Consider the following 26166-nt stretch of genomic DNA (forward strand, 5'->3'; position numbering starts at 1 on the left):
CGGCTTCATCACCTTGTGTACCGGCCCGGCCCCGTGAGGGGCGGGCCTTTCGCGTGACGCATCCGTCCTGGCTGCGCATAACCAGAAAAACAACAAGACAGGATCGACCGCTTCGTATCGGAGCCGCGATCCGAGGAGTGCCCCGTGTCCATGATGCAAGCAGCTCGTCTGCACGAGATCGGTGGTCGTTTCGTCGTCGACGAGATCCCGATACCCAGCCCCGGCCCCCACGACGTACTGGTCAAGGTTGCCGCCAGCGGGATCATCCCCAACCTGAAGAACGTCACCACCCATTTCCCCGAGTGGTATCCCTTCCTGCCGCTGCCCAGGTTGCCAGCCATCTTCGGCCTGGATTCGGCCGGTACCGTGGCCGCCGTGGGCACCCACGTCACCGCGTTCAAACCCGGCGATCGCGTCTACGTCAATCCCGGCGTAGGTTGCGGCGAGTGCCGTCACTGCCGCGAGGGCAACGCACCGCGCTGCGAGTCCTACACCTTCACCGGCTACTTCGGTTTCGGTCCCGGTTCGCAGCAGGTCTTCGAACGCTATCCGTACGCGGGCTACAGCCAGTACATGACCGCCCACGTGCACAGCCTGGTGCGCCTGCCGGATTGCCTGGCTTCGCCGCCGCCACCCGCTTCGGCTACCTGGGCACTGCCTATTCGGCCATCCGCAAGGCGGCGCTGCGCCCGGCGCAGAACATCCTGATCCTCGGGGCCAGCGGCACCCTGGGCGTGGGGGCGGCCCTGCTGGCCCTGGCCTTCGGCGCCGCCCGCGTGCTGGTGGTGGCGCGCGATGCCCTGGCGCTGGAGCGCCTGAAGGCGCTGGACCCGCGCCGTGTGGTGCCGATCCGCATCGGCGAAGGCCGCATCGCCGAGCAAGTCCGGGCACTGCTGCCGGCGGGCGTCGATTGCATGCTCGATACCCTTGGCGCCAAGGCACCCACCGAGCTATCCGTCGATGCCATGCAGGCGGTCGCCCGCGGCGGTCGCATCGTGCAGATCGGTGGCGTGGCCGGCCCCATTCCCATTGATCCGCATCCTTTCATGTGCGCCCAGCTGCAGTACCTCGGCTCGCTGTGGTTCACCACCAGCGAAGGCGAAGAGATGGCCAGCATGGTGGAGTCGGGGATCCTCGACCTGTCCATTCTGGAAAACCGCCCGTATCCACTGGAGAAGCTCAACGAGGCGCTGGACGAGATCCAGGCCGAAGGCAACGGCTTCAGCAACTTCCACATTCTTCATCTGTGAGATGAGTGACGCCGCCGGTACCGCATGTCGATGGCGCTGGCGGCCACGAGGAGAAACAGGATGAGAGCACAACGCGTCGTCACCGGGCACGATGCCCGGGGCCGCTCGCGGATCGTCAGCGCCGGTGCGATTCCCGGTGACGAACCGTTCAGTAATGTTCCGGGCTTCAGTGCCGCGATGTTCTGGAAGACCGAAGCCGCGCCGCAGGTCGGCAATGTGCAGCCCGATCCGCCGGCCCGGCCGACTTCCGTCCTGCCCGGGCCGGGCGGCACCTGCGCAATGCTGGTGACCTTCCCGCCGGAGCCGGAGGTACTGCCCAGCGAAGAACGGCTGCAGGCGGCAGGGGCGGAAATGGCCGCCCGGCTGCCCGGCCTGGCCGAGCTGTTCGAGCCGGACGCACCGGGTTTCCATCGCACCGACACCATCGACTACGGCGTGCTCCTGGAAGGGGAGCTGACGCTCGTCCTCGACGAAGGTGAAACCACCGTGGTGAGAGCAGGCGATGTGCTGGTGCAGATGGGTACCCGCCACGCCTGGCGTAACACCGGTAACACTCCGGCCCGGATGATGTTCGTGATGGTGCACGCGAAACGCGTGTGAGACGTGGGCCCTGGCCGAGCTGGAAGACGGCTCCCTGCCGTCTCCGGTTCTTTCCATTGTCATTCATAACAAGGACATGTCGTCTCATCCGACGCTGATCGACACCGAACGGGAGGAAATACCTCCGGCCCATCGCACGGCGCTGCGATGGGCCATGAAGATAGGCATGCTTAATGCTTGATCAGGACTGTGGTCACGACGAACCGAACACCCATTGGCCTGGAGCGGCTGGTGTTCAGGCCAAAGGGAAGGATTACCGCACCATCGGCAGATGACCACGCTATGCCTTGCACTGAACCGGAGCACCTGAAAGGACGCTTTGGCCCGCGTCGGTTCAGCTAGCGATTGCAATAACAAGAATGATCCCGGGCACGACTCGGGATCGCATAAGAATCGTGCAAATCGATCTGGTTGCCTGGCCAGACCGAAGAGGGTCATGCAAATGGAACAGTTGAGTTTCCGTCCAGTTACACCGCCAGAAGCCGTGCTGGCGCGTTATGAGCTTTGTCGTACCCATGACCTGGAAGAGGCTCGCCAGTGGGGTGAGAAGATCTTCTGCGAGAACCGCCTGTGCGCCGTGGATAGCAAGGGCGCGGTCAACACCCGCATCTACTACCGGCGTATCGGCAGCATCGGCATAGGCCGCATGAGTTACGGCGGTGCGGTGACAATCAGGCCGGATGTGATGGAGAACTTCGCCCTGGTGCAGATGCCCATCCGCGGGGAGGAGCGAATCGAGGTCGGCTCGCAGCGCGTAGTGTGCAACCCGCACATGGGCTCCGTGCTCAACAGCCATACCCCCACGTTGATCAACCACGCGTCCAATACCGAGAAGCTGATCATCCGCATCGATCGTAGCCTTCTCGAGCGGCATTGCCAGCAATTGCTGGGGCGTACGTTGCGGAACCAGATCGAGTTCGACTCCAGCATGCCGTTGAACACCGTGGCCGGTGCGCGCTGGCTGCGGATGGTGGGGTGGGTCTACGACTGCGTGTCGCAGGATGATGAAATCCCGCCGCTGATGGTCGCGCAGCTGGAGAGTGGCCTGGTCAGCCTGCTGCTGGCCAACCAGCCGCATACCTATTCGGCCGAACTGGCGTCAGAGGGGCCGTCGCTGGCGCCGTCCTTCGTCAAGCGGGTCGAGCGCTACATCGAGGAACAGGCCCACGAGCCGATCTCCATCGTCGACATGGCCGAGCATGCCGGCGTCAGCAGCCGCTCGCTGTTCACCGGGTTCCGCCGCTACCGCAATACTTCGCCCATGCTCTACCTGAAGGAAATTCGCCTGCGTCGGGTCAACGAAGAGCTCAAGCGGCTGGCGCCCGGTGGCGATACCGTGACGGCCGTGGCCTTCCGCTGGGGCTTCAGTCACCTCGGGCACTTCACCACCGACTACAAGCGTCGCTTCGGCGAGAGCCCCTCCGAGACCCTGGCGCGCTGAGCGTGCCGGGGCGTTCGGCAATTCGCATCTTTTGGCACTGACGGGATAAGCCCAACGGTTTCGGGAGCGTCAGCGCGGACATGGCTTCTTAGGATGACTGAAAAGCGCCACATGGGGTGGCGTCTTTCCTGACAACCAGGGGGTAATCATGTCCGAGCAGCCTATCGTCCGGCGCCGTGTGGTAAAGCACGGCATCAGCGATGCCCGCGCCAACAACGCCAAGACCCAGAGCCAGTACCAGCCCTACAAGGATGCTGCCTGGGGCTTCATCAACCACTGGTACCCGGCCCTATTCAGCAAGGAGCTGCCCGAGGATCAGGTCGAAGGCATCCAGATCTGCGGCGTGCCGCTGGTGCTGCGCCGGGTCAACGGCAAGGTCTACTGTCTCAAGGATCAGTGCCTGCACCGTGGCGTACGCCTGTCAGAGAAGCCCATGTGCTTCAACAAGAGCACCATTTCCTGCTGGTACCACGGGTTCACCTTCGATCTGCAGAGCGGTGACCTGGTCACCATCGTCGCCAACCCGGACGACAAGCTGGTGGGGACCACCGGCATCACCACCTACCCGGTGCACGAAGTCAACGGCATGATCTTCGTCTTCGTGCGCGAGGACGACTTCCCCGACGAGGACGTCCCGCCGCTGTCCCACGACCTACCGTTCCGTTTCCCGGAGAACAGCGAGCGCTTCCCGCACCCGCTGTGGCCATCCTCGCCGAGCGTGATGGACGACAACGCCCAGATCCGCGGCATGCACCGCACCGGCTACGGCAACTGGCGCATCGCCTGCGAGAACGGCTTCGACAACGCTCACATCCTGGTGCACAAGGACAATGCCATCGTCCATGCCAAGGACTGGGTGCTGCCGCTGGGCATCCTGCCGACCGCCGACGACTGCATCAGCGTGGTCGAGGACGAGGACGGCCCGAAAGGCCTGATGCAGTGGCTGTTCACCGACAAGTGGCAGCCGATCCTGGAGAACGGCCCTCTGGGGTTGAAGGTGGAAGGCCTGAATGGTCGCTTCTACCGCACTTCGGTGGTTCTGCCGGGGGTGCTGATGGTGGAGAACTGGCCGGAAGAGCATGTGGTGCAGTACGAGTGGTACGTGCCGATCACCGACGATACCCACGAGTACTGGGAAATCCTGGTACGCGTGTGCCCGACCGAAGAAGACGTGAAGAAATTCGACTATCGCTACAAGTACATGTACGAGCCGCTGTGCCTGCACGGCTTCAACGACTGCGACCTGTACGCCCGCGAAGCCATGCAGAACTTCTACTCCGACGGTACCGGCTGGGACGAGGAGCAACTGGTGGCCACCGACGTCTCGCCGATCACCTGGCGCAAGATGCGTCGCGCTGGAATCGCGGCATCGCCAAGCCGGGGCGCGGCGTGGCCGGCGCCCGCAAGGACACCAGCCTGATCTTCAAGGACACCGCCGACGGCCACCGTCCGGGCTACAGGGTCCGCAAGATCGAAGAGTGATGCCTTCGGGCCGGCCTCGACCGGGGCTGGCCCGCCTGTTTCAGGAATCCGTTATGTCGTACTTAACCCCAAGCGACAGCCAGTTCGTCGCGGTCGACGGCGTGCGCCTGCATTACCAGGTGCTGGGCCGGGACACCGGACGGCTGCCGATCTTATTCACCCATGGCGGTGGGCCGGGCAGCACGGCCTGGAGCAACTTTCGCCTCAGTGCCGGCGCGTTCGCGGCCGATCACCGGTGCTACTTCGTCGATTTGCCGCAGTTCGGACGCTCCGCCATGGTCCCGGTGCAGGGCCCGCTGTTCGGCTGGCACGCCAGTAAGCTGCTGGGGCTGATGGATGCCCTGGGCATCGCCCGCGCGCACCTGATCAACCAGTCCTTCGGCGGTTGCGTCGCGCTGCGCCTGGCCGTGGACCATCCGCAGCGGGTCGGGCGGCTGGTCACCATAGGCTCGCAGCCCGTGGACCAGGGGGCGATGGCGCCGCTGCCGCTGTTCAGCAAGCATGCCGCGACGCTGATGAGCGACTACTACCTGGCCGATGGCGGGCCGACGCCGGACAAGCTGCGCCGGCTGCTGCAGCGCTACGAACTGCACGACGACAGCCGCCTGGACGAGGAAAACCTGCGCCTGCGTTTCGAGGCCAGCGACAACCCGGACTACATCCGCCTGCTGCAGACGCCCGGCGCCTTCGGCGAGTGGGAGAACCTGCTGCCGGAGCTGCATCGGGTACGGGCGCCGACCCTGATGTGCTGGGGGCTGCATGACTGGTTCGGCAGCATCGACGTGCCGATGATGATGCTCAACCGCCTGCCCGGGGCGCAGCTCCACGTATTCGGCAACGCCGCCCACCATCTGCAGAGCGAATGCCCGGACGAGTTCAACGCCCTGGCCATTAGCTTCATCGGAGCCGCATGATGAACCTGCCCAGCGATCTGCATTACCTGGAGATGCATGAACTGTCGCTGCTGATCCGCAGCCGCAAGATCTCCCCCGTGGAAGTCACCGAGGCCCAGCTGGCGCGAATCGACGCGCTCGACGGCACGCTGCACAGCTACGCCCGGGTGACCGCCGAACTGGCCCTGGAACAGGCCCGGCAGGCCGAGCGGGAACTGGCCGGCGGCCTCTGCCGCAGCCCTTTGCACGGCATCCCGCTGGCCTTCAAGGATCTGTTGGACACCGCCGGCGTGGTCACCGCGGCGGGCATGCCGCTGCATGGCCAGCGCATCCCGCGGCAGGATGCCACCGTGGTCGCCCGCCTGCGCGAGGCCGGCGTGGTGATGCTCGGCAAGTTGCAGATGACCGAGGGCGCGTTCGCCATCCATCACCCCGACATCCTGGCGCCGGTCAATCCCTGGGGCGCCGATCATTGGGTCGGTGCCTCGTCCAGCGGCTGCGGGGTGGCCACGGCGGCAGGGCTCTGCTACGGCTCGCTGGGCAGCGATACCGGTGGTTCGATCCGCTTTCCCTGCGCGGCCAACGGCCTCACCGGGCTCAAGCCGACCTGGGGGCGTGTCAGCCGCTTCGGTGCCTTCGAGATGGCCGCCAGCCTGGACCATATCGGGCCGGTCACCCGCAGCGCGCGGGACGCGCTGTTCCTGCTCTCGACCATCGCCGGCCACGATCCGCTGGACCCGACCTCGTTGCCCAGCGTGTGCCTGGAAATCCCGGGCATCGACGACAGCTTCCGCGGCTTGCGCGTGGGCATCGATGAGCGCTGGCTCAGCGATGGCGTCGACGAGGAGATCCAGCAGGCCTTGCAGCAGGTCATGCAACTGATCGCCGGCGCTGGTGGCCAGTTGCGAAGAATCCACATGCCGGACGCCCGCGCCGTGAGCGGCAACTGGGAAATGCACTGCGGCGTACAGACCGCCGTGGCCCACGCCGGCACCTATCCGGCGCGCGCGGGCGAATACGGTCCGGCCCTGAGCCGGCTGATCGAGGGTGGTCATGCCCTGAGTGGCATGGATTACCAGCGCATCCTGCTGGCGGCCCAGCGTTTCACCGGCGAAGTGGACGCCTTGATGAACGAGCTGGACGTCGTGCTGGCGCCGGTGCAGCCCTACGCCGCGCCGACCCATGAGCAGCTCGCCAATCTGGCGCTGGACCCGGAGGCCAACCGCCGCCTGATCCAGTTCACCTCGCCATTCAATGTCAGTGGCCATCCATGCCTGAGCCTGCCCATCGGGCTGACCGCTGGCGGCCTGCCCATCGGCGGCCAGTTCATCGCCCGCAAGGGCGGCGAAGCGCTGCTCTGCCGCGCCGGCATGGCGCTGCAGAAAGTGAGCGACTGGCATCGGTTGCGTCCGCAGAGCTTCGGCTGAGAGGAAACCTTTCGGATAGCTATGCCCCAATTCCGACTTGCTCGATGTGCGGCTGCATGCCGAGCCGCCGTAGGAGCGGGCAACGTTCATTCGCAACGGTTAGCAGGGACAGAACCTTTCGGGGTGCGTAGGCGCTTGCGGGTGGAGTGGCGAGCCCTATCTGTGATTCGGTTGCTTTTCACGGGCGGATAGCTATGCCCGTTCTTTCCGGCGTCTGCGCTCCCTGTGGCGCGGCGTAGGCCTGTGCAGGGGCTTTTCCAGGCCGTCGGCATTGGTGCTTTCGCAACTTAATTTGCACTTTCGGGATAACGGCGTAGCCATGGGAGCGCAGTCGCACCCTGTCGCTTCCTAACATCCGGCACAAGGCCAGCCCGTCCGGGGCGCTGGTGGATTGCACCCCACACGCTTCAGCCCGGCTTCAAGCAAGTCCCGATTCCGGTGGATTCCGATATGAATGAACAACTGCATCACGTCACCCTCAACTTCGCCGATGGCGTTACCCACAGCTTCAGCGTGCCACGGGGCGCCAACATCCTCGAAGCGGCGATCGCGGCTGAAATGCCGGTGCTCTACCAGTGCCGCTCCGGCGGTTGCTCGAGCTGCATCTGCACATTGAGCGAAGGCGAGGCGGTTACCCAGCCGGGTGCCAGCTCCTCGCTGCTGGGCAGTGAGTACGAGGCCGGCCAGCGCTTGCTGTGCGTTTCCCAGGTCAACTCGGACTGCACCTTCAACCTTGGCTACGGCAGCGAGGTGGGCTCCTGCGCGGCGCAGGAAGTCCATGCCTTCATCGACTCCGTGGAGCGCATCGCCAGCAATGTGGTGAAGCTGACCCTGGAGCTTGCCGACGGGGAGTGGATGGAGTTCCGCCCCGGCCAGTTCATGCAGATCGTGGTGCCCGGCCTGGGGGTGCTGCGCAGCTACTCGCCGTCGAGCACCCAGGTCGATTTGCCGAAGATGGAATTCCTCATCCGTCTGCTGCCGGGCGGCGCCATGTCCGATTTTCTCGCGAACGTGGCCGAGCGGGATCAGGTCCTCACCCTCAGCGGACCATATGGTGCGTTCTTCCTGCGCGAAGAACATAAGCGCGCACCGCATATCTTCGTCGCGGGTGGCACCGGGCTGGCACCGATTCTGTCGATGATCGACACCCTGCGACAAGGCAGCGGGCGCAAGCCGCGGATGCTGCTGAGCTTCGGCTGCGCCGTGCCCGAGGCGCTGTTCTCCCTGGAAGACATCGAGCTGCGCAAGCAATGGCTGCCGACCCTGGAAACCCGCATCTGCGTCGACCGCGAGGCCAGCGACGGCCTGCATCCGGGCAGCCCGGTCAGCGCCTTGCGTGAAGACGACGTGATCAGCCCGGACACCGTCGCCTACCTGTGCGGCCCGCAGCCGATGATCGATGCCGCCACCCAGCGCCTGACCGCGCTGGGCGTGAAACCCGAAAACATCTTCGCCGAGCAGTTCGTTGCCAGCCACTGAGGAGCCGCGCATGAAACCTACAACTTCGCTTCCGCTCACCTCTGAGCAAAGCCAGTGGTACGAACTGGCCCGCGCCAAGCTCGACCCCCAGCGTCTGCAGAAGCTGCTGTTCCAGCTGACCAACATTCACAGCCCCACCGGCGCTACCCGCGAGGCCAGCGAGTTCATGCGCCGGCACATGCAGTCGATCGGCATGAAGGCGCGCTACTACCCGATGAACGACCTTACCGGCAATGCGCTGGGCGAGTTCAGGGGCAGTGGCGGCGGGGCGACCGTGTTGCTCTATGCGCCGATCGATACTCACCTGGATCGCACACCGGGTGAGGAGATTCTCACCGGCGATGGCGAGGAAGCCGACCTGCAGCCGTATGCGCAGATGGTCGACGACTGGGTGTTCGGCCTCGGCTCGTCGAACCCCAAGGCGATGATCGCCACCTTGACCGAGGTGGCCACCGCGCTGATCGAGGCCGGTGTCCCGCTCAAGGGCGATCTGCTGCTGGGAGTGGCCGACGGCGGCATGCCGGTGGATATCGGTGCGCGCCATGCCGGGATGTCCAACGGCGTGATTCACATGCTCAACCGCGGCATGTATCCGGACTTCGCCATCATCATGAAGCCGTGGAACTGGGTCTACCACGAGGAACCGGGCATGGCCTGGTTCAAGCTCAAGGTCAAGGGCACCCTCGGTTATGCCGGCGTCCCCCATGGTATCCCGGGCTTCCGTAGCTCCGTGGTGCCGGCTGCGACAGTGATCCAGGAGCTGCAGCAGTGGATCCTGCAGTACACCGACCGCAACACCAGCGGCGTGATCCAGCCTCATGGCTGGATCGCCGGCGTGCGCGGCGGCCAGGTCGAGCGCCCGGCGTTCCCCAGCGCGGTCACCGAAATTTTCTTCGATGTACGCGTCAATCCACGCGTAAGCCCGGCCAGCGTCAAGGCGCAGTTCGCCGAGTTCGTTGCCGATCTGAATGCACGCTTCCCGGACCTGGATCTGGACTGGGAGCAGTACGGCTCGGCACCGGGCGGCACCACCGATCCAGAGAACTGGATCATCCAGTCGTGCAAGCGCGGTTGGGAGTTCATCGAGCAACGCCCCCATGGCGAACCGGACATGCTCGCCGGCCAGACCGACGGCGCGGCGCTGCGTCGCTACGGTGTCCCCACCGCCCGCATCGGCTGGCCGTGGCCGGCGACTGGTGCACCGCTGCCGGTGGCCGAGGGGCTGGGCGGCATGGGCGCGACCTACATCCCGGACCTGATGCCCTGCGCGGAAAAGATCCTCTACGCGCTGATCGACACCCTGAGCCGGCCGCGCCATGAAATGGGCCTGTAAGGAGCCGCCGATGAGCAAGCGAATCAAGATGATCTTCCCGGTTCCGATGAGCGAAGCCACAAGGCCGTTGGTGGAATCCCAGTTGCCCGCCGCGATGTTGCGCCCGGATATCGAGGTCAGCTTCGTCGGCGCCGGCCAGGTGATGACCTTGGCCGACAGCTACTACGACATGGCGCTGATGGAACTGGCTGTGATCGAAGCCGGCATCAAGGCCGAGGAAGAGGGCTTCGACGCGGTGTGCATCAACACCGTCAGCGACTCCGGCCTGGCCGCGCTGCGCTCGCGGCTGTCGATCCCGGTGCTGGCCCCCGGCATCGCCGCGTTCCATACCGCCGCCATGCTCGGCCATACGTTCAGCATCCTGACCATGTGGCCACGCTGGTTTCCGCTGTACCGCAAGACCCTCAAGGAATACGGGCTGGAGTCGCGCCTGGCGTCGGTCCGCTCGATCGATGTTCGTCCGGATACCGAGGCGCTGCTGCAGGGCAAGGAGGAGTTCGTCTTCGGCAAGCTGCTCGAGGCCGGCCGGCGCGCCATCGAGGAAGACGGCGCCGACGTCATCGTGCTCGGCTCGACCACCATGCACCAGTCCCACGCCTACCTGGCCGAGCACCTGCCGGTGCCGGTACTCAATCCGGGCGTGATCGCCTACAAGCAGTGCGAGCTGCTGCTCGACCTTGGCCTGTGCCACAGCAAGGTCGCCTTTCCCAGCCCCGAGCGGAACAAGGACGGGGCTTTCGTGAGCCAGGGTCGTGCATAGGAGAGCCATGATGAAAATGTTCGAATCGGCAGCGGCCCACGCCCTCAGCGACCTGACCATCGCCGAGGCGATGACGGCCTTCCGCGACGGTGTGCTGAGCAGTACCGAGCTGGTGGAGGCCTGCCTGGAGCGCTGTGACGATGGCAGGGAACTGAACGTATACGTGACCCTCGACCGCGCCGGGGCGCTGGCGGCCGCCGGGGCCGCCGATGCCGCGCGCAGGCCGGTGAGCCGCTCAAGCCGTTGAGCGGGATTCCCATCGTCATCAAGGACAACATCCACTGCGCCGGCTTGCCTTGTACGGCCGGCTCGCCGGCCTTCGCCGATTTCGTCCCGGCGGAGGATGCGCCCACCGTGCGCACGCTGCGCGAGGCCGGCGCGATCATCCTCGGCAAGACCAACATGCATGAGCTGGCGTTCGGCGCCACTGGCTACAACGGCGCATTCAACACCGGGCGGGAAGTGGGGGTGCGCAACCCATACGACAGCACCCGCATCGCCGGCGGTTCGTCATCGGGCAGCGCCGCCGCGCTCGGTGCGCGCATGGCGCTGGCGGCGCTGGGCACCGATACCGGTGGTTCGATGCGCATTCCGCCGGCGCTCAACGGTTGCGCCTCGCTGCGTCCCAGCCAAGGCCGCTACAGCGACCAGGGCGTGATCCCGATCGCCCGCAGCCGCGACACCGTCGGGCCCATGGCCCTGTGCATGGCCGACGTGGCGCTGCTCGATGGCTTGATCACTGGCGATCATGCCCTGCCGTCGATCACCCTCGAGGCGCTCCGCTTCGGCATCCCCGCCGAATGCTGGCGCAACCTGGACGACGACACCCAGGAGCAGGCCCATGCCGCGCTGGACAAGCTCCGTGCCCATGGTGTCCAGCTGGTGCCCATCGAGGATGCCGGCCTGCTGGCGCTCAACGAGCCGGTGGGCTTCAGCGTGGTGATCCACGAGGCTTACGACTGCATGGTCGAGTACCTGCATGCGTATGGCCACGGCATGACCATCGAGCAGGTCGCCGAGAAGCTGCACAGTCCCGATGTGCGTTACATCTACGAGAACTGGGTGCTGCCTCGCAGGATTCCGGCCGCAGACCAGTTGGTGGCTTCGGGACCGCTGTACCACGCCGCGCAGAACGGTGGCCGCCAGGCGCTGCGCGAACGCTATCAGGATCTGTTCGAATCCCTTCGCCTCGACGGATTGCTGTTTCCGACGACCGCCGTGGTTGCTCCGCTCGCGCAGGAAGAGGTCAACCAGCCGGCGAGTTTCGAGCGCCTGATCCAGAACACCGAACCGGCTGCCAGCGCAGGATTGCCCTGCATCCAGGTGCCGGCGGGCCTCGGCACGCGCAGTGGCCTGCCGGTGGGCATGGAACTCGACGGTCCGCTGGGCAGCGATCGCCGCCTGTTGGCGATCGGGCAGTTGCTGGAAAGCATTTTTGGCCGCGTAGCGCGGGCATGAGATGAGAGGAGAAACCTGATGAGACGCAATGACGGTTGGCGCGACAAGGTGGTGATCGTGACCGGTGGCGCCAGTGGCATGGGGCGGGACGTATGCCTGGCGCTGGCGGCCGAGGGGGCGTGTCTGGTGATCGGCAATCGTAACGCCGAAGCCGGCCAGGCATTGCTGCGGCAAATCCGTGCCGGCGGCGGCCAGGCGCTGTTCCTGCCGACCGACGTGTCACGGCCGGAGGACTGCGAGGCACTGGTGGCGCTGGCCATGGACAGCCATGGCCGGCTCGACGGCGCATTCAACAACGCTGGCCTGCAGCGGGCCTTCAACGCGATCCACGCGACGCCGATCGCCGATCTCAGCGAGGTCATCGACATCAATCTCAAGGGCATGCTGTACATGATGAAGTACGAGACGGCCGCCATGCTCGCCAGCGGCGGCGGTTCGATCGTCAACAACGCTTCGATCTTCGGCCTCAAGGCGATGCCCGAGACGGCTTATTACGTCGCCTCCAAGCACGGCATCGTCGGTGCGACGCGCGCCGTGGCACTGGACTACGCCAGCCAGGGCATCCGCGTCAACGCGGTATGCCCCGGCCCGGTCAAGACGCCCAGCTTCGACCGCGTCACCGGCGGTGACGACCATCTGTACGACAACGGCGTACCCATGCGCCGCATAGGGCAGCCGGAAGAGATAACCGCGGCAGTGCTCTGGCTGCTGTCCGACCAGGCTTCCTACGTCACCGGTACGACGCTCTCGGTGGATGGCGGCATGGCAGCGCAATAGTGCTCGCGTTTCAGGGTGATCACAGGAGAACAACAAGATGATCAACGCACTGAGCTATGTGGTGGTGCAGACGCCGCATCTCGAGGCCTGGATGGACCAGGCGCGCGACCACATCGGCCTGCAGGTCGAGGTCGTCCGTCCTGGAGCATGCGTGCGCCTGCGCGCCGATGAGAAGGTGCAGCGCCTGCTGGTCAGCCGGACCGAAGGCGAGGCCAGCATGGGCATGGGCTTCGAGGCGGCGGATGCGGCCGATGCCGAGCGCATCCGCATTGCCCTGGAGGCCGGCGGCTACGCGACCACACCGGCCTCGGCCGAGGAACTGGCATTGCGCGGGGTTGCTGGCATGTTTCATTTCCGCGACCCCGACGGCGTGACGATCGAGGTGTGCCACGGCCTGGCGGATGCCGCCAGTCCCTTCGTTGCGGGGCGCCCGCTGGGCGGATTCCGCACCGGCGACATGGGCCTGGGGCACGTCGCGCTCATCACCGAGCACTTCGACGAACTCAGTCATCTTTACCGCAACATCTTCGGCTTCAAGGTCAGCGACTACACCCATGCGCCGTTTCGCGTGGAGTTCCTGCACTGCAATCCGCGCCACCACACCATGGGGCTGGCCCATACCGGCGGGCCGGCGAAGATCTACCACCTGATGCTCGAATACAACGATTTCGACGACGTTGGCCGCGCCTACGACGTGGCGCTGACCAACCCCGACAGCATTGGCGTGACCCTGGGCCGCCATATCAACGACTACGTCACCTCGTTCTACCTGAAGAACCCGGATGGCTGGATGTTCGAGCTGGGCTGGGCCAGCCGCACCGTCGGGCCGGACTGGGAAGTCGAGGAACTGCAGGGCATGAGCCTGTGGGGCCACGACCGCACCTGGCTGCCGGAGCACAAGCGCGAAGAAGCCCGGCAGATCCTCAAGCGCCTGGCCGCCCAAGGTGTGCGCGCCCCGGTCGTTACCACCTCTCAAACCGCTAAGGCCAAACAATGACCACCACCGCTTCCCCGGAAATCGCCAACAGCCTGCGGATTGGCGAATGCACCCTCAACTATCACGACCAGGGCCAGGGCGACGCCATCCTCCTGATCCATGGTTCCGGCCCTGGCGTCACCGCCTGGGCCAACTGGCGTGGCGTGATTCCTGCGCTGTCCCGGAACGCCCGCGTCATCGCCCCGGACATGCTGGGCTTCGGCTATACCACCTGCCCCGGCGACTGGAAGCTGGATCCCACGGCCTGGGTGCGGTCGCTGGTGGGCCTGCTCGATGCACTGGACGTCCCGCAGGTATCCATCGTGGGCAATTCCTTCGGCGGGGCGATTGCGCTGGCCTTCGCCAAGGCGTATCCGCAACGCGTTCGGCGCCTGGTGCTGATGGGCGCCGCGGGGCTGCCGTTCCCCATCACCGAGGGGCTGGAAAAGGTCTGGGGTTACCAGCCATCGCTGCAGGCGATGCGTGAGCTGATGGAAGTGTTCGCCTACGACCACGGGCTGATCAACGACGATCTGGTGCGGATGCGCTACGAGGCCAGTATCCGCGACGACGTGCAGACGCGCTTCGCCCAGCTGTTCCCGGCGCCTCGCCAGCAGGGGGTGGAAATGCTCGCCCTGGCCGAGGACGCGCTGCGTGCACTGCCGCATGAGACCCTGCTGGTCCACGGCCGTGACGACAAGGTGATTCCCCTGGAAGTCTCCGAGCGCATGTTGCGCTTGATCCCCCACGCCCAGCTGCATGCGTTCGGCGAATGCGGCCACTGGGTGCAGATCGAAAAAGCCCCGGCCTTCGTCCGCCTGCTCACTGACTTTCTCATCGACCCGCCATCCTGCAACGGAGCATGAACATGAATCGCGAAACCATAAAAGGCCGCTGGAACATCCTGGCCTGGGAGCAACTCTATGACGATGGCCGCGTGGTACTGCCCATGGGGTCCGAGCTGGAAGGCTTCATTGAATACTCCGACTTCGGCATGTTCTGCGTCGTCTCGCGCAAGGATCGCCCGGCATTCGCCAGCGGAGGCCAATGGTCGGCCAGCGATGCCGAGAAGGCGGCGGCCTACGGCAGCTACCTGACGTATGCAGGAGACTACGACGTCGACGGCAATACCATCACGCATAAGGTACGCCACAGCCTCTTCCCCGACTGGGTAGGCGGCGAGCAGCGCCGTAGCGCCGAGCTGGAAGGCGACGTCCTCGCGCTGACGGCTCGGCTTGAGGTGGGCACAAGCGAAGCGCGGACGGCACGGCTGCTCTGGCGGCGAGCGGGGGCCCCGTGCTGCGGTCAGTAACTGCGCAAAGCCCTCCGCCGGAAGGGCGGAGCGGTGTCTCGTCCTCATCGGTAGCCTGAAAGGCTATTGCCTGATGTGCTCCGCCAGGAAGTCGATCAGCGTCCTCACCGAAAGCAGCAGGCCCCGGCGGGACGGGCCGCTGCGGGGCACCCATTGCGGGATGATGTCCACCAGCCGGCCCTGTTCCAGGTCCTGATCGACGACCATCAGCGGCAACTGCACGATGCCTACGCCGTGCAACGCGGCCCCCAGTCCAGGCTCGGCAGGTTGCCGAGATCGGCCGGCACCAGCGGCAGGTCGAGGCCTTTCAGGAAATCCGCACTCGCCACCAGGCGCTGCGGGCTCTGCGCCAGGCTGCGCATCACCAGGCCGCTGTCTTCCAGCGGCGGGAAGCGCACGCGCAGCGCCAGGTCCAGCCCTTCGCCGAGCACATCGACCCGCCGGTTGGCCGTTCGCCGGTACGTGCGGCATCGGCTCGCTCATCGCTGCCGCCTTCAGCAGTCCAGCGGGTTGCGTTTTTCAGGATCGATGCCGAACCTGGCGATGGCCTCGGCCACGACCGTGGCTCCGATCTCGCCGCGGTCGACCAGGGCTTCCAGGGCGGTCAGGACGATCCAGTAGCGGTCCACCTCGAAGAAGTGGCGCAGTTTCCTGCGGGTGTCGCTGCGGCCGAAACCGTCGGTGCCGAGGACCTTGTATTCCTTGCTCGGCACCCACTGGCGCACCTGCTCGGCGAACAGCTTCATGTAGTCGGTGCTGGCCACCACCGGGCCCTTGCGCCCGCCCAGGCACTGCTCGATGTAAGTCAGCCGCGGCGGCTGCTCCGGGTGCAGGCGATTGTGGCGTTCGACCGCCAGGCCATCGCGGCGCAGTTCGTTGAAGCTGGTGACGCTCCAGACGTCGGCGCCGATGTTGAATTCCTCGCTGAGGATCTTCGCCGCCTCGCGCACTTCGCGCAGGAGGGTGCCCGAGCCCAGTAGCTGGACGTGGTGCACCGCTTCCTTCTTGTCCTCTTCGAGCAGGTACATGCCCTTGATGATGCCGTTCTCGACACCGCGCGGCAGGGCGGGTTGCTGGTAGGTCTCGTTCATCACGGTGATGTAGTAGAAGACCTGTTGCTGCTCCTCGAGCATCTGGCGGATGCCCTCGCGGATGATCACCGCCAGCTCGTAGCCATAGGCGGGGTCGTAGCTGCGGCAGTTGGGGATCACCGCGGCGAGGATGTGGCTGTGGCCGTCCTCGTGCTGCAGGCCTTCGCCGTTGAGGGTGGTGCGCCCCGCGGTGCCGCCGATCAGGAAGCCGCGGGCGCGGCTGTCGCCGGCGGCCCAGGCCAGGTCGCCGACCCTTTGCAGGCCGAACATCGAATAGAAGATGTAGAACGGCAGCATCGGCTGGTTGTGGTTGGAGTAGGCGGTGCCGGCAGCGATGAAGGAGCTCATGGCGCCGGCCTCGTTGATGCCTTCCTCGAGGATCTGGCCCTGCTTGTCCTCGCGGTAGAACATCACCTGTTCCTTGTCGACGGGTTCGTAGAGCTGTCCGACCGAGGAGTAGATGCCGAGCTGGCGGAACATGCCTTCCATGCCGAAGGTGCGTGCCTCGTCGGGGATGATCGGCACGATGCGGCTGCCCAGGTCCTTGTCCTTGACCAGTTGCGTGAGGATGCGCACGAAGGCCATGGTGGTGGAGATTTCACGCTCGCCCGAGCCGTCGAGGATGGCCTTGAGGGTATCCAGCGGCGGGGTGGGGATGCTGAAGCTGTTGGCGCGGCGTTGCGGCATGAAGCCGCCGAGGGCGGCGCGGCGCTGCTGCAGGTACTTGAGTTCGGGGCTGTCTTCGGCGAAACGCACGAAGGGCGGGTTTTCCAGGTCGGCATCGCCGACCGGGATGCTGAAGCGGTCGCGGAACAGCTTCAGGCTTTCGATATCGACCTTCTTGACGTTGTGGGCGATGTTCTTCGCCTCGCCCGCGCCGGTGCCGTAGCCCTTCACCGTCTTGGCCAGGATCACCGTGGGCTGGCCGCTGTGGTTGACCGCCTGGTGGTAGGCGGCATAGACCTTGTAGGGGTCGTGGCCGCCGCGGTTGAGCTTCCAGATCTCGTCGTCGGAGAGGTCCTTGACCATCTCGCGGAGTTCCGGGCTGTCGAAGAAGTGCTCGCGGACGTAGGCGCCGTCCTTGGCCTTGTAGTTCTGGTATTCGCCGTCGACCACCTCGTCCATGCGCCGCTGCAGAGCGCCGTTGCTGTCCTTGGCCAGCAGCGGGTCCCAGAGGCGGCCCCAGATCACCTTGTTGACGTTCCACCGGGCGCCACGAAACACGCCTTCCAGCTCCTGGATGATCTTGCCGTTGCCGCGCACCGGGCCGTCGAGGCGCTGCAGGTTGCAGTTGACCACGAAGATCAGGTTGTCGAGCTTCTCGCGGCCGGCCAGGGCGATGGCGCCCAGCGCTTCGGGCTCATCGCACTCGCCATCGCCGAGGAAACACCAGACCTTCTGCTTGCCGGCGGGGATGAAGCCGCGGCTTTCCAGGTACTTCATGAAGCGCGCCTGGTAGATCGCCTGGATCGGGCCGAGGCCCATGGACACGGTGGGGAACTGCCAGAAGTCCGGCATCAGCCAGGGGTGCGGGTAGGAGGACAGGCCCTTGCCGTCGACCTCCTGACGGAAGTTGTTCAACTGCTCTTCGCTGATGCGGCCTTCGAGGAAGGCGCGGGCATAGATGCCGGGGGCGATCGGCCCCTGGATGAAGATCAGGTCGCCGCCGTGCTCCTCGGTGGGCGCCTGGAAGAAATGGTTGAAGCCGACGTCGTAGAGGGTGGCCGAGGAGGCGAAGGTCGAGATGTGCCCGCCCAGGTCCGGATCCTGCCGGTTGGCGCGTATCACCATGGCCATCGCATTCCAGCGGATCAGCGAGCGGATGCGGCGCTCCATGAGCAGATCGCCGGGCATGTGCGCCTCGCGGGTGAGCGGAATCGTGTTGCGGTACGGCGTGGTGATGGCGTAGGGCAATTGGGTGCCGCTGCGGCTGGCCAGCTCGCCCAGCCGGGTCAGCAGGTAGTGCACCCGCTCTTCGCCTTCGCGCTCGAGGACGGATTCGAGGGCATCCAGCCATTCCTGGGTTTCGACGGGATCGAGGTCTTGCATGACGGGCTCCTCATGTTTGGCCCCACCGGCACGGGGCGGATGTCATCGTCTGTGCTAGCCGTCCGGGCCGAACGGCGTTCGTATGCCGGTAAAACGCCAGGCGCACCATGGAAACCGGCACCAACCCAGATTGGCTGTGCCGCCGGGCAGCCATGCCCGGTTGGCGTGCTGTCAGCGGCAGCCCCTGTTTTTACCACCGGCGAAGCGGCTTTGGTGTTCACGAAATAGAACACTGAGGGCGATAAATTGGGGCTACCGGCGGTGCCGTTGCGCAACTAGCGTTACTGCCATTGGCTTCAGGAGCTCCGCGATGAAGAAGATCCTTGGCGTCTACACCAGCCCTCGGCCCCACTGGGTGGGTGACGGCTTCCCGGTTCGCACGCTGTTTTCCCATGACAGCTTAGGTAAGCACGTGAGCCCTTTCCTGCTGCTCGACTTCGCCAGCCTCATGTTTCATCCCCGCAGCCCGGCGCAGGGGAGTAGGCGAGCATCCGCACCGCGGTTTCGAGAGGGTGACCGCCCAGCAGTGGTCGCTTCGGCCGGATGGCTAACTGACGGTCGGTTTCGGCCAGGTTGCTGGCTGGTTTGACTACTCTTCACGGTGGACGTGTGAGGGGCGCGGTTCGACCGCCATGGCCGGGATGGCGCCGCGATGCAACAACCGCTTAGCAGTACACAGTGATCCCCCAGCTCCGCCCATCTGGGCGGAGCATCAACCCAAGCAAGGAGATTCACCATGTCCTTCCAATACAAGCGTCTGGACAAGAACGACGCCGCCGTACTGCTGGTCGACCACCAGACCGGCCTGCTCTCCCTGGTGCGGGATATCGAGCCCGACAAGTTCAAGAACAATGTGCTGGCCCTGGGCGACCTGGCCAAGTACTTCAAGCTGCCGACCGTCCTCACCACCAGTTTCGAGAACGGCCCCAACGGCCCGCTGGTGCCCGAGCTCAAGGAGCAGTTCCCTGACGCGCCCTACATCGCCCGTCCCGGCAACATCAACGCCTGGGACAACGAGGATTTCGTCAACGCGGTCAAGGCCACCGGCAAGAAGCAGCTGATCATCGCCGGCGTGGTCACCGAGGTGTGCGTGGCCTTCCCGGCGCTGTCCGCGCTGGAAGAGGGCTTCGAGGTCTTCGTGGTTGCCGATGCCTCCGGCACCTTCAACGAGATCACCCGTGACGCCGCCTGGCGCCGCATGGAGCCGCCGGTGCCCAACTGATGACCTGGTTCGGCGTGGCCTGCGAACTGCACCGCGACTGGCGCAACGACATCGAGGGCCTGGCCGAGCTGTTCTCCAACCACATCCCGGATTACCGCAACCTCATCAACAGCTACAACACGCTGACCGCGGGCAAGTGAGCCGCTGATCCCTGGCGACCATGCCAGCGGGCGTGGCCGCCGGGCCGGCCGCTTCGATACTGGCGATAGATGCGCGGCCGCATGTCCGGTGGAAGGTACCGGCACTCGCCAGTCAACCGATCGAACGAGGAGGAGCGGACATGGCCAACGCACCCCAGATCAAGGTATTGGGTATCTCCGGCAGCTTGCGACGCGGGTCCTTCAATACCGCGGCGTTGCGGGAGGCCATGCGCCTGGCGCCCGCGGGCATGCTCATCGAACTGGCCGACATCGGCGAGATCCCGCTCTACGACGAAGATGTCTACGCGCAGGGCTTTCCGCCCGCGGTCGAGCGCCTGCGCGAACAGATCCGCGCCGCCGACGCGCTGCTGATCGCCACCCCGGAATACAACTATTCGGTGCCGGGCGTGCTGAAGAACACCATCGACTGGGTTTCGCGCCCGCCCGAGCAACCCTTCGCCGGCAAGCCCGTCGCCCTGCTGGGCGCCAGTGCCGGCCGCTTCGGCACGGCGCGGGCCCAGTACCACCTGCGGCAGAGCATGGTGTTCCTCGACATGCGTCCGCTCAACCGGCCCGAACTGATGATCGGCACTGCCCAGAAGCTGTTCGACGAACAGGGCCACCTGACCGACGAGGCGACCCGCGAGTACCTGCGTGGCCTGCTCGTGGCACTCCAGGCCTGGACCCTGGAACACAGGAAATGACCCGGATGGAGACCGAGCGATGAGTACCCACGAAACCCGCTGTGAGCTGACTTCTTCCTACGATTGCCCGGTGACGAACGGCGCGCGGGCCATCCAGCGGATCACTTCGCGCAGCGCCGAGATCGGCGGCGGCATCTCGGTCAGCCGGCTGCTGCCCTCGCGGCAGCGGCGCATGGTCGGGGCCTGGTGCTTCCTCGACCATGCCGGCCCGGCGGTGTTCGAGTCCGGCGCTGGCATGCGGGTCGGGCCGCATCCGCATATCGGCCTGCAGACCTTCACCTGGATGATCGAAGGCGAGGTGCTGCATCGCGACAGCCTCGGCAATGCCCAGGTGATCCGCCCCGGCCAGGTGAACCTGATGACCGCCGGCCATGGCATCGCCCATACCGAGGAATCCATGCCCGGCGAAGGCCGGCTTCACGCCGTGCAGCTGTGGATCGCCCTGCCGGCCGCCGAGCGCGATCGCCCGCCGGCATTCGAGCACCATGCCGAGCTGCCCCGCTGGCAGGCCGACGGTTTCGGCTTCACCCTGCTCGCCGGACGTTGCGGCCCGCACCAGGCGCCCGCCAGGACCTTCTCGCCGCTGCTGGGCATCGACCTGGCCGCCTTGGCGGCCGCGCACACCCGGCTGGCGCTCGAGCCGAGCTTCGAATACTGCGTCCTGCCGCTGGTCGGCGAGTGGCGGATCAACGGCGAGGCCTTCGCCGAGAACGAACTGGCCTATCTCGGCCGCGGCCTGCCGTCGCTCGAACTGGAAGCCCCGGCCGGCGCGCGGGGCATCCTGCTGGGCGGCGTGCCGTTCAGCGAGGAGATCTTCATCTGGTGGAACTTCGTCGGCCACAGCAAGGCCGAGATTGCCGCCGCCCAGCGGGACTGGGAGGAGGGCAGCGCCCGGTTCGCCGAGGTGGCCGGCTTCGACGGCCCGCGGCTGGTTGCGCCGACGTTGCCTGGCGTGTGGCGTGATGCGCGCAGCGGAGCACCAGGCAAATAGCCGCCTGTTCGAGGAGATTGCCGGGCCGCGGTCGTGTCATCGCCGATGTCCGATCGACGGCGGTGCATCCGTCCGGCACTCGCCCGGCTCGCCCGAACGTCGCCGATGGCAGCGAGTCCACCGGTGTGCCTCTTCATGAAAGAGACGTCGAGGTGATGCCTATGAACCGCTGAAGTGACTCACCTGAAAAGGCGCCTTTTCGGCGTCGGGAGATCGTATATGAAAGTCGCAGAATGCATGACCCGCGAAGTCAGGATGGTACGGCCGGAAACCACGATTCAGGATGCCGCAAGGATGATGGCCGATAACGACGTCGGCTCGCTGCCGGTGAGCGATGGCGAGCGGCTGATTGGCATGGTCACCGATCGCGATATCGTTACGCGAGCCGTCTGTACCGGGAAAGGCCCCAACACCTCTGTCCGCGACGTCATGACCGATGAGGTCAAGTACTGCTTCGATGATCAGGACCTGCAGGAAGTCGCCAGTAACATGGGCGACATCCAGTTGCACCGCCTGCCGGTGGTCAACCGCGACAAGCGCCTGGTGGGCATCATTGCGCTCGCCGACGTTGCCGTCGCCGCCAACGACCAGACGGCCGGCCGGGCGGTTTCGGGTATTTCGCGGGCCGTTTGATGGCCCCTGGCCCTGGCGGAGCCTGCCGCGCGCCAGGGCCAGGCGTGCAGTTCGTGCTGCGGTTGCCGTCTGCAGCTTTGGTTCGATAATCGAACGGTGATGCGATTATCGGATTGTTCCGCTCCGTGCCGCTGTTTAGTGTTCGGTCCAGGCGCGAATGCGTTCGTGCATCCGGATTCCCACACGAGACAACAACAATGGCCGAGCTTCTTTCCCTCCACGAGGCAATCGATCGCTTCGTCGACGATGGCGACAGCGTTGCCCTCGAAGGCTTCACCCATCTGATTCCCACCGCCGCCGCGCACGAAATCATTCGCCAGGGCAAGAAGGACCTGACCCTGGTGCGCATGACCCCGGACCTGGTCTACGACCTGCTGATCGGCGCCGGTTGCGCCAGGAAGCTGATCTTCTCCTGGGGCGGCAACCCGGGGGTCGGCTCGCTGCATCGTCTGCGCGACGCGGTGGAAAGCAGTGGCCGCGGCCGCTGGAAATCGAGGAGCACAGCCATGCCGACCTGGCCAATGCCTATGTCGCCGGCGCTTCCGGCCTGCCGTTCGCCGTGCTGCGCGCCTATGCCGGCTCGGACCTGCCGAAGGTCAACCCGTTGATCAGGTCGGTCACTTGCCCGTTCACCGGCGAGACGCTGGCGGCGGTGCCCAGCGTGCGCCCGGACGTCACCGTGATCCACGCGCAGAAGGCCGACCGCAAGGGCAACGTGCTGATCCAGGGCATCCTCGGCGTGCAGAAGGAGGCCGCCCTGGCGGCCAGGCGCTGCATCGTCACCGTCGAGGAAATCGTCGACGAGCTCGATGCGCCGATGAACGCCTGCGTGCTGCCGAGCTGGGCGCTGACCGCCGTCTGCCGGGTGCCGGGCGGCGCGCATCCGTCCTATGCCCATGGCTACTACGAACGTGACAACCGCTTCTACCAGCAATGGGACCCCATCGCCCGCGACCGCGACGCCTTCAGCGCATGGCTCGACGAATTCATTCGCGGCACCGCGGACTTTTCCGCGTTCCAGGCCAAGCTGGCCGCGCAGCAGGAGGCCCAGTGATGACCTACACCACCAACGAAATGATGACGGTGGCCGCCTCGCGCCGCCTCGGCAACGGCAGCGTCTGCTTCGTCGGCATCGGCCTGCCGTCCAAGGCCGCCAACCTGGCGCGCCTGACCCATGCGCCGGACGTCGTGCTGATCTACGAATCCGGTCCGATCGGCGCCAAGCCGTCGGTGCTGCCGCTGTCCATCGGCGACGGCGAGCTGGCCGAGACCGCCGACAGCGTGGTGCCCACCGCCGAGATCTTCCGCTACTGGCTGCAGGGCGGGCGCATCGACGTGGGCTTTCTCGGCGCCGCGCAGGTCGACCGCTACGGCAACATCAACACCACGGTGATCGGCGACTATCACCAACCGAAAGTTCGCTTGCCAGGGGCGGGTGGCGCACCGGAAATTGCCGGTTCGGCGAAGCAGGTGCTGATCATCCTCAGGCAGTCGCAGCGCACCTTCGTCGACCGGCTGGCGTTCATCACCTCGGTCGGTTTCGGCGAGGGCGGCGACCACCGCCAGCAGCTGGGGCTGCCGGGCGAGGGGCCGGTCGGCATCATCACCGACCTGTGCATCATGGAGCCGGAAGCGGACACCCACGAGTTCGTGGTGACCTCGCTGCACCCGGGCGTGACTCGCGAGCAGGTGATCGAGAACACCGGCTGGGCTGTCCGCTTCGCCGACGGACTCGGCGAGACGGCGCCGCCTACCGCCGCCGAACTGGCGGCCTTGCGCGCCCTGGAGGCCCGTACGGCCGCCGCCCATGGACAATCTGGAGGTGACGAGTGACCCGCGAAGTATTCATCTGCGATGCCGTACGCACACCCATCGGCCGCTTCGGCGGCGCCCTGGCCGCGGTGCGTGCCGACGACCTGGCCGCCACGCCGATCCGGGCGCTGCTGCAGCGCAATCCCGCGCTCGATCCCGCCGCGATCGAAGACGTCTTCATGGGCTGCGCCAACCAGGCCGGCGAGGACAATCGCAACGTCGCGCGCATGGCCGCGCTGCTGGCCGGCTTGCCGGAAAGCGTGCCGGGCGTGACCCTCAATCGCCTGTGCGCCTCCGGCATGGATGCGGTGGGCAGCGCCTTCCGTGCCATCGCCTGCGGCGAGATCGAACTGGCCATCGCCGGCGGCGTCGAGTCCATGACCCGTGCGCCCTACGTGCTGGGCAAGGCCGACGCGGCATTCGGCCGTAGCCAGAAGATCGAGGACACCACCATCGGCTGGCGCTTCGTCAACCCGCGGATGAAGGAACTGTACGGCGTCGACTCGATGCCGCAGACCGCCGACAACGTCGCCGAGGAGCACCGCGTCAGCCGCGCGGACCAGGACGCCTTCGCCCTGCGCAGCCAGCAGCGCGCCGGCAAGGCGCAGGCAGCGGGCTTCTTCACCGAGGAAATCGTCCCGGTGGCGATCGCGGGCCGCAAGGGCGACACCCTCGTCGATAGCGACGAGCATCCGCGCCCGGACACCACCGCCGAGGCACTGGCGAAACTCAAGCCGGTCAACGGCCCGGACAAGAGCGTCACCGCCGGCAACGCCTCGGGCGTCAACGACGGTGCGGCGGCGATGATCCTGGCCTCGGCCGAGGCGGTGCGCCAGTACGGCCTCACGCCACGCGCCAGGGTGCTCGGCATGGCCAGCGCCGGCGTCGCGCCGCGCGTGATGGGCTACGGGCCGGTGCCGGCGGTGCGCAAGCTGTGCGAGCGGCTGAACCTCGCGGTGAGCGACTTCGACGTGATCGAACTCAACGAAGCCTTCGCCGCCCAGGCCCTGGCCGTCACCCGTGACCTGGGCCTGCCCGACGACAGCCCGCGAGTGAATCCCAACGGCGGCGCCATCGCCCTCGGCCATCCGCTGGGCATGAGCGGCGCGCGGCTGGTGATGACCTGCGTGCATGCGCTGGAGAAGTCCGGCGGCAGGCTCGGCCTGGCGACCCTGTGCGTCGGGGTGGGCCAGGGGCTGGCACTGGCGGTCGAAAGGGTATGAGGCGGGCGAAGCCCAGCATGTCACCAACGCGTCATGCCCGTGCCTGTTGGGCTTCGCTGCGCTCAGCGCCAACCTACCCACGGACGCCCGATCATCGACCGTGGCACCGAGCCAGACATCCCGCGGTCTCCTGCGCTTCCGGGTTCCTTCATTCGAACGCATAAGGACTTTTTCATGCCTACCGTAAAACTCGCCGATGGCGAGCTGAACTACCGTCTCGATGGCCCGGCCGATGCGCCGCTGCTGGTGTTGTCCAACTCGCTGGGTACCTCGCTGGGCATGTGGGACACCCAGGTTCCCGCCTTCAGCGAGCATTTCCGTCTGTTGCGCTATGACAGCCGCGGCCATGGCGACTCCTTGGTCACGCCGGGGTCCTACACCATCGACCAGCTCGGCGGCGACGTGCTGGCGTTGGTCGATGCGCTGGGGATCGAGCGTTTCGCCTTCTGCGGCCTGTCCATGGGCGGCCTGACCGGCCAGTGGCTGGGGATCCACGCCGGCGAGCGGCTGACGCGGCTGGTGCTGTGCAACACCGGGGCGAAGATCGGCACCGACGCGATCTGGAACGAGCGCATCGCAAGCGTCGTACAGGGCGGCGAGCAGGCCATGCGCGACATGCGCGCAGCCTCTGCCGCACGCTGGTTCACCCCGGGCTTCGCCGCGCGGCAACCGGAGCAGGTGCAGCGCCTGACCCGGATGATCGCCACGACCTCGCCGCAAGGCTATGCCGCCAGCTGCGCCGCCGTGCGCGATGCCGACCACCGCGAGCGATTGGGCGTCATCGGGGTGCCGACGCTGATCGTCTGTGGTGTCCACGATCCGGTGACCACGCCGGAGCATGGCCGCTTCATGCAGCAGCGCATCGCCGGGGCACGACTGCTCGAGCTGGAGGCGGCGCACCTGTCGAACGTGGAGGCCGGCGATGCCTTCACCCGGCCGGTGCTCGACTTCCTGCTACACGCCGGCGTAGACGCATAGCCAGGCCAGGCCGCCGGCGGCCGGTAGCCAGAGCGCCAGGCGCGGCGCATAGGGCAGGAGCATGAGCAGCGCCAGCCCGCCGAGGGCGATCAGCCCGAACCAGGCGACCACGGCCATGCCGCCCGGCCAGACGCG

General features: G+C 66.2%; 26 protein-coding genes and 3 pseudogenes. 25 read left to right on the top strand and 4 right to left on the bottom strand.

Going from position 1 to position 26166, the window contains the following annotated elements:
• The first annotated feature begins 150 nt into the window (after window positions 1–150).
• From BAY1663_RS25980 to BAY1663_RS11260, 16 genes are all read left to right on the top strand, one after another.
• Entirely contained in the window at window positions 151–708 is a 558-nt protein-coding gene (locus BAY1663_RS25980) for an alcohol dehydrogenase catalytic domain-containing protein (RefSeq protein WP_371257616.1), read from the top strand.
• The gene (locus BAY1663_RS25985) at window positions 612–1250 is read left to right on the top strand and encodes a zinc-binding dehydrogenase (protein WP_371257615.1); all 639 of its coding nucleotides are present in this window, start codon (window positions 612–614) and stop codon (window positions 1248–1250) included. Before BAY1663_RS25980 ends, BAY1663_RS25985 begins: the two co-directional genes overlap by 97 nt.
• A gap of 60 nt (window positions 1251–1310) precedes the next feature.
• Window positions 1311–1850, top strand: coding sequence for a cupin domain-containing protein (locus BAY1663_RS11200; protein WP_037040658.1), 540 nt, complete (start codon window positions 1311–1313; stop codon window positions 1848–1850).
• A 442-nt stretch (window positions 1851–2292) separates the two neighbouring features.
• Window positions 2293–3291 (top strand): AraC family transcriptional regulator, encoded by a 999-nt coding sequence (locus tag BAY1663_RS11205; RefSeq protein WP_037040749.1) that lies wholly within the window; start codon window positions 2293–2295, stop codon window positions 3289–3291.
• Window positions 3292–3439: 148 nt separating this feature from the next.
• Complete coding sequence (locus BAY1663_RS11210) at window positions 3440–4711, top strand: Rieske 2Fe-2S domain-containing protein (RefSeq protein WP_256206692.1); 1272 nt, start codon at window positions 3440–3442, stop codon at window positions 4709–4711.
• Between the two features lie 115 nt (window positions 4712–4826).
• Entirely contained in the window at window positions 4827–5687 is an 861-nt protein-coding gene (locus tag BAY1663_RS11215) for an alpha/beta fold hydrolase (RefSeq protein WP_037040660.1), read from the top strand.
• A complete protein-coding gene (locus BAY1663_RS11220) occupies window positions 5687–7093 on the top strand; it encodes an amidase (protein WP_037040662.1) in 1407 nt (468 codons plus the stop codon). The genes BAY1663_RS11215 and BAY1663_RS11220 overlap by 1 nt, the downstream gene beginning before the upstream one ends.
• Before the next feature lie 450 nt (window positions 7094–7543).
• Window positions 7544–8572 (top strand): 2Fe-2S iron-sulfur cluster binding domain-containing protein, encoded by a 1029-nt coding sequence (locus BAY1663_RS11225; protein ID WP_037040666.1) that lies wholly within the window; start codon window positions 7544–7546, stop codon window positions 8570–8572.
• Between the two features lie 10 nt (window positions 8573–8582).
• Window positions 8583–9905: a M20 family metallopeptidase gene (locus BAY1663_RS11230; RefSeq protein ID WP_037040671.1), complete on the top strand. Its 1323-nt coding sequence runs from the start codon at window positions 8583–8585 to the stop codon at window positions 9903–9905.
• Window positions 9906–9915: 10 nt separating this feature from the next.
• Window positions 9916–10665: an aspartate/glutamate racemase family protein gene (locus tag BAY1663_RS11235; RefSeq protein WP_037040673.1), complete on the top strand. Its 750-nt coding sequence runs from the start codon at window positions 9916–9918 to the stop codon at window positions 10663–10665.
• A gap of 10 nt (window positions 10666–10675) precedes the next feature.
• On the top strand, window positions 10676–10912 hold the full coding sequence (locus BAY1663_RS25200; RefSeq protein ID WP_256206693.1) for a hypothetical protein: 237 nt from the start codon (window positions 10676–10678) through the stop codon (window positions 10910–10912).
• Window positions 10909–12123 carry an indoleacetamide hydrolase gene (gene iaaH, locus BAY1663_RS11240; protein ID WP_256206694.1) on the top strand — a complete coding sequence of 405 codons (1215 nt, stop codon included), beginning with the start codon at window positions 10909–10911 and terminating at the stop codon, window positions 12121–12123. The genes BAY1663_RS25200 and iaaH overlap by 4 nt, the downstream gene beginning before the upstream one ends.
• An 18-nt stretch (window positions 12124–12141) precedes the next feature.
• Window positions 12142–12900 (top strand): SDR family NAD(P)-dependent oxidoreductase, encoded by a 759-nt coding sequence (locus BAY1663_RS11245; RefSeq protein WP_037040675.1) that lies wholly within the window; start codon window positions 12142–12144, stop codon window positions 12898–12900.
• Window positions 12901–12937: 37 nt separating this feature from the next.
• Window positions 12938–13897 (top strand): VOC family protein, encoded by a 960-nt coding sequence (locus tag BAY1663_RS11250; protein WP_037040683.1) that lies wholly within the window; start codon window positions 12938–12940, stop codon window positions 13895–13897.
• Window positions 13894–14742 (top strand): alpha/beta fold hydrolase, encoded by an 849-nt coding sequence (locus BAY1663_RS11255; RefSeq protein WP_037040686.1) that lies wholly within the window; start codon window positions 13894–13896, stop codon window positions 14740–14742. The genes BAY1663_RS11250 and BAY1663_RS11255 overlap by 4 nt, the downstream gene beginning before the upstream one ends.
• A 2-nt stretch (window positions 14743–14744) precedes the next feature.
• Entirely contained in the window at window positions 14745–15188 is a 444-nt protein-coding gene (locus tag BAY1663_RS11260) for a lipocalin-like domain-containing protein (protein ID WP_037040697.1), read from the top strand.
• 63 nt (window positions 15189–15251) lie between these two features.
• On the opposite strand, the gene BAY1663_RS25205 is transcribed toward BAY1663_RS11260, so the two are convergent.
• The 3 genes from BAY1663_RS25205 to aceE all read right to left on the bottom strand — a co-directional run bounded on the left by BAY1663_RS25205 (window position 15252) and on the right by aceE (window position 18328).
• Window positions 15252–15428 carry a hypothetical protein gene (locus tag BAY1663_RS25205; RefSeq protein ID WP_256206695.1) on the bottom strand — a complete coding sequence of 59 codons (177 nt, stop codon included), beginning with the start codon at window positions 15426–15428 and terminating at the stop codon, window positions 15252–15254.
• Complete coding sequence (locus BAY1663_RS25210) at window positions 15416–15619, bottom strand: hypothetical protein (protein WP_051497130.1); 204 nt, start codon at window positions 15617–15619, stop codon at window positions 15416–15418. Before BAY1663_RS25210 ends, BAY1663_RS25205 begins: the two co-directional genes overlap by 13 nt.
• A gap of 63 nt (window positions 15620–15682) precedes the next feature.
• Window positions 15683–18328, bottom strand: a complete 2646-nt coding sequence (gene aceE, locus BAY1663_RS11270; RefSeq protein WP_037040698.1) for a pyruvate dehydrogenase (acetyl-transferring), homodimeric type — start codon at window positions 18326–18328, stop codon at window positions 15683–15685.
• A gap of 310 nt (window positions 18329–18638) precedes the next feature.
• Here aceE and BAY1663_RS25215 point away from each other — a divergent pair.
• The 9 genes and pseudogenes from BAY1663_RS25215 to pcaD all read left to right on the top strand — a co-directional run.
• Window positions 18639–18846, top strand: a pseudogene (locus tag BAY1663_RS25215) (pirin family protein); the annotation flags it as partial.
• A gap of 218 nt (window positions 18847–19064) precedes the next feature.
• A pseudogene (gene ycaC / locus BAY1663_RS11275) lies at window positions 19065–19690 on the top strand (isochorismate family cysteine hydrolase YcaC).
• Window positions 19691–19830: 140 nt separating this feature from the next.
• Window positions 19831–20394, top strand: a complete 564-nt coding sequence (locus tag BAY1663_RS11280) for an NADPH-dependent FMN reductase (RefSeq protein WP_037040702.1) — start codon at window positions 19831–19833, stop codon at window positions 20392–20394.
• Window positions 20395–20413: 19 nt separating this feature from the next.
• The gene (locus tag BAY1663_RS11285) at window positions 20414–21385 is read left to right on the top strand and encodes a pirin family protein (RefSeq protein ID WP_037040703.1); all 972 of its coding nucleotides are present in this window, start codon (window positions 20414–20416) and stop codon (window positions 21383–21385) included.
• A gap of 237 nt (window positions 21386–21622) precedes the next feature.
• Entirely contained in the window at window positions 21623–22018 is a 396-nt protein-coding gene (locus BAY1663_RS11290) for a CBS domain-containing protein (protein ID WP_256046035.1), read from the top strand.
• A gap of 197 nt (window positions 22019–22215) precedes the next feature.
• Window positions 22216–23072, top strand: a pseudogene (locus BAY1663_RS11295) (CoA transferase subunit A).
• Entirely contained in the window at window positions 23069–23851 is a 783-nt protein-coding gene (locus BAY1663_RS11300) for a CoA-transferase subunit beta (RefSeq protein ID WP_128576246.1), read from the top strand. The pseudogene BAY1663_RS11295 and the gene BAY1663_RS11300 overlap by 4 nt, the downstream one beginning before the upstream one ends.
• Entirely contained in the window at window positions 23848–25053 is a 1206-nt protein-coding gene (gene pcaF, locus BAY1663_RS11305; RefSeq protein WP_037040731.1) for a 3-oxoadipyl-CoA thiolase, read from the top strand. Before BAY1663_RS11300 ends, pcaF begins: the two co-directional genes overlap by 4 nt.
• Before the next feature lie 174 nt (window positions 25054–25227).
• A complete protein-coding gene (pcaD, locus tag BAY1663_RS11310; RefSeq protein WP_037040734.1) occupies window positions 25228–26031 on the top strand; it encodes a 3-oxoadipate enol-lactonase in 804 nt (267 codons plus the stop codon).
• Here pcaD and BAY1663_RS23755 read toward each other — a convergent pair.
• Window positions 26008–26166: DUF3325 family protein (locus tag BAY1663_RS23755; protein WP_128576248.1), on the bottom strand; the 159-nt coding region annotated here is incomplete at its 5' end. The genes pcaD and BAY1663_RS23755 overlap by 24 nt on opposite strands.

Origin of the sequence: Pseudomonas sp. BAY1663, assembly GCF_000582595.1 — a bacterium.
GTDB classification, from domain to species: Bacteria; Pseudomonadota; Gammaproteobacteria; order Pseudomonadales; family Pseudomonadaceae; genus Stutzerimonas; species Stutzerimonas stutzeri_AF.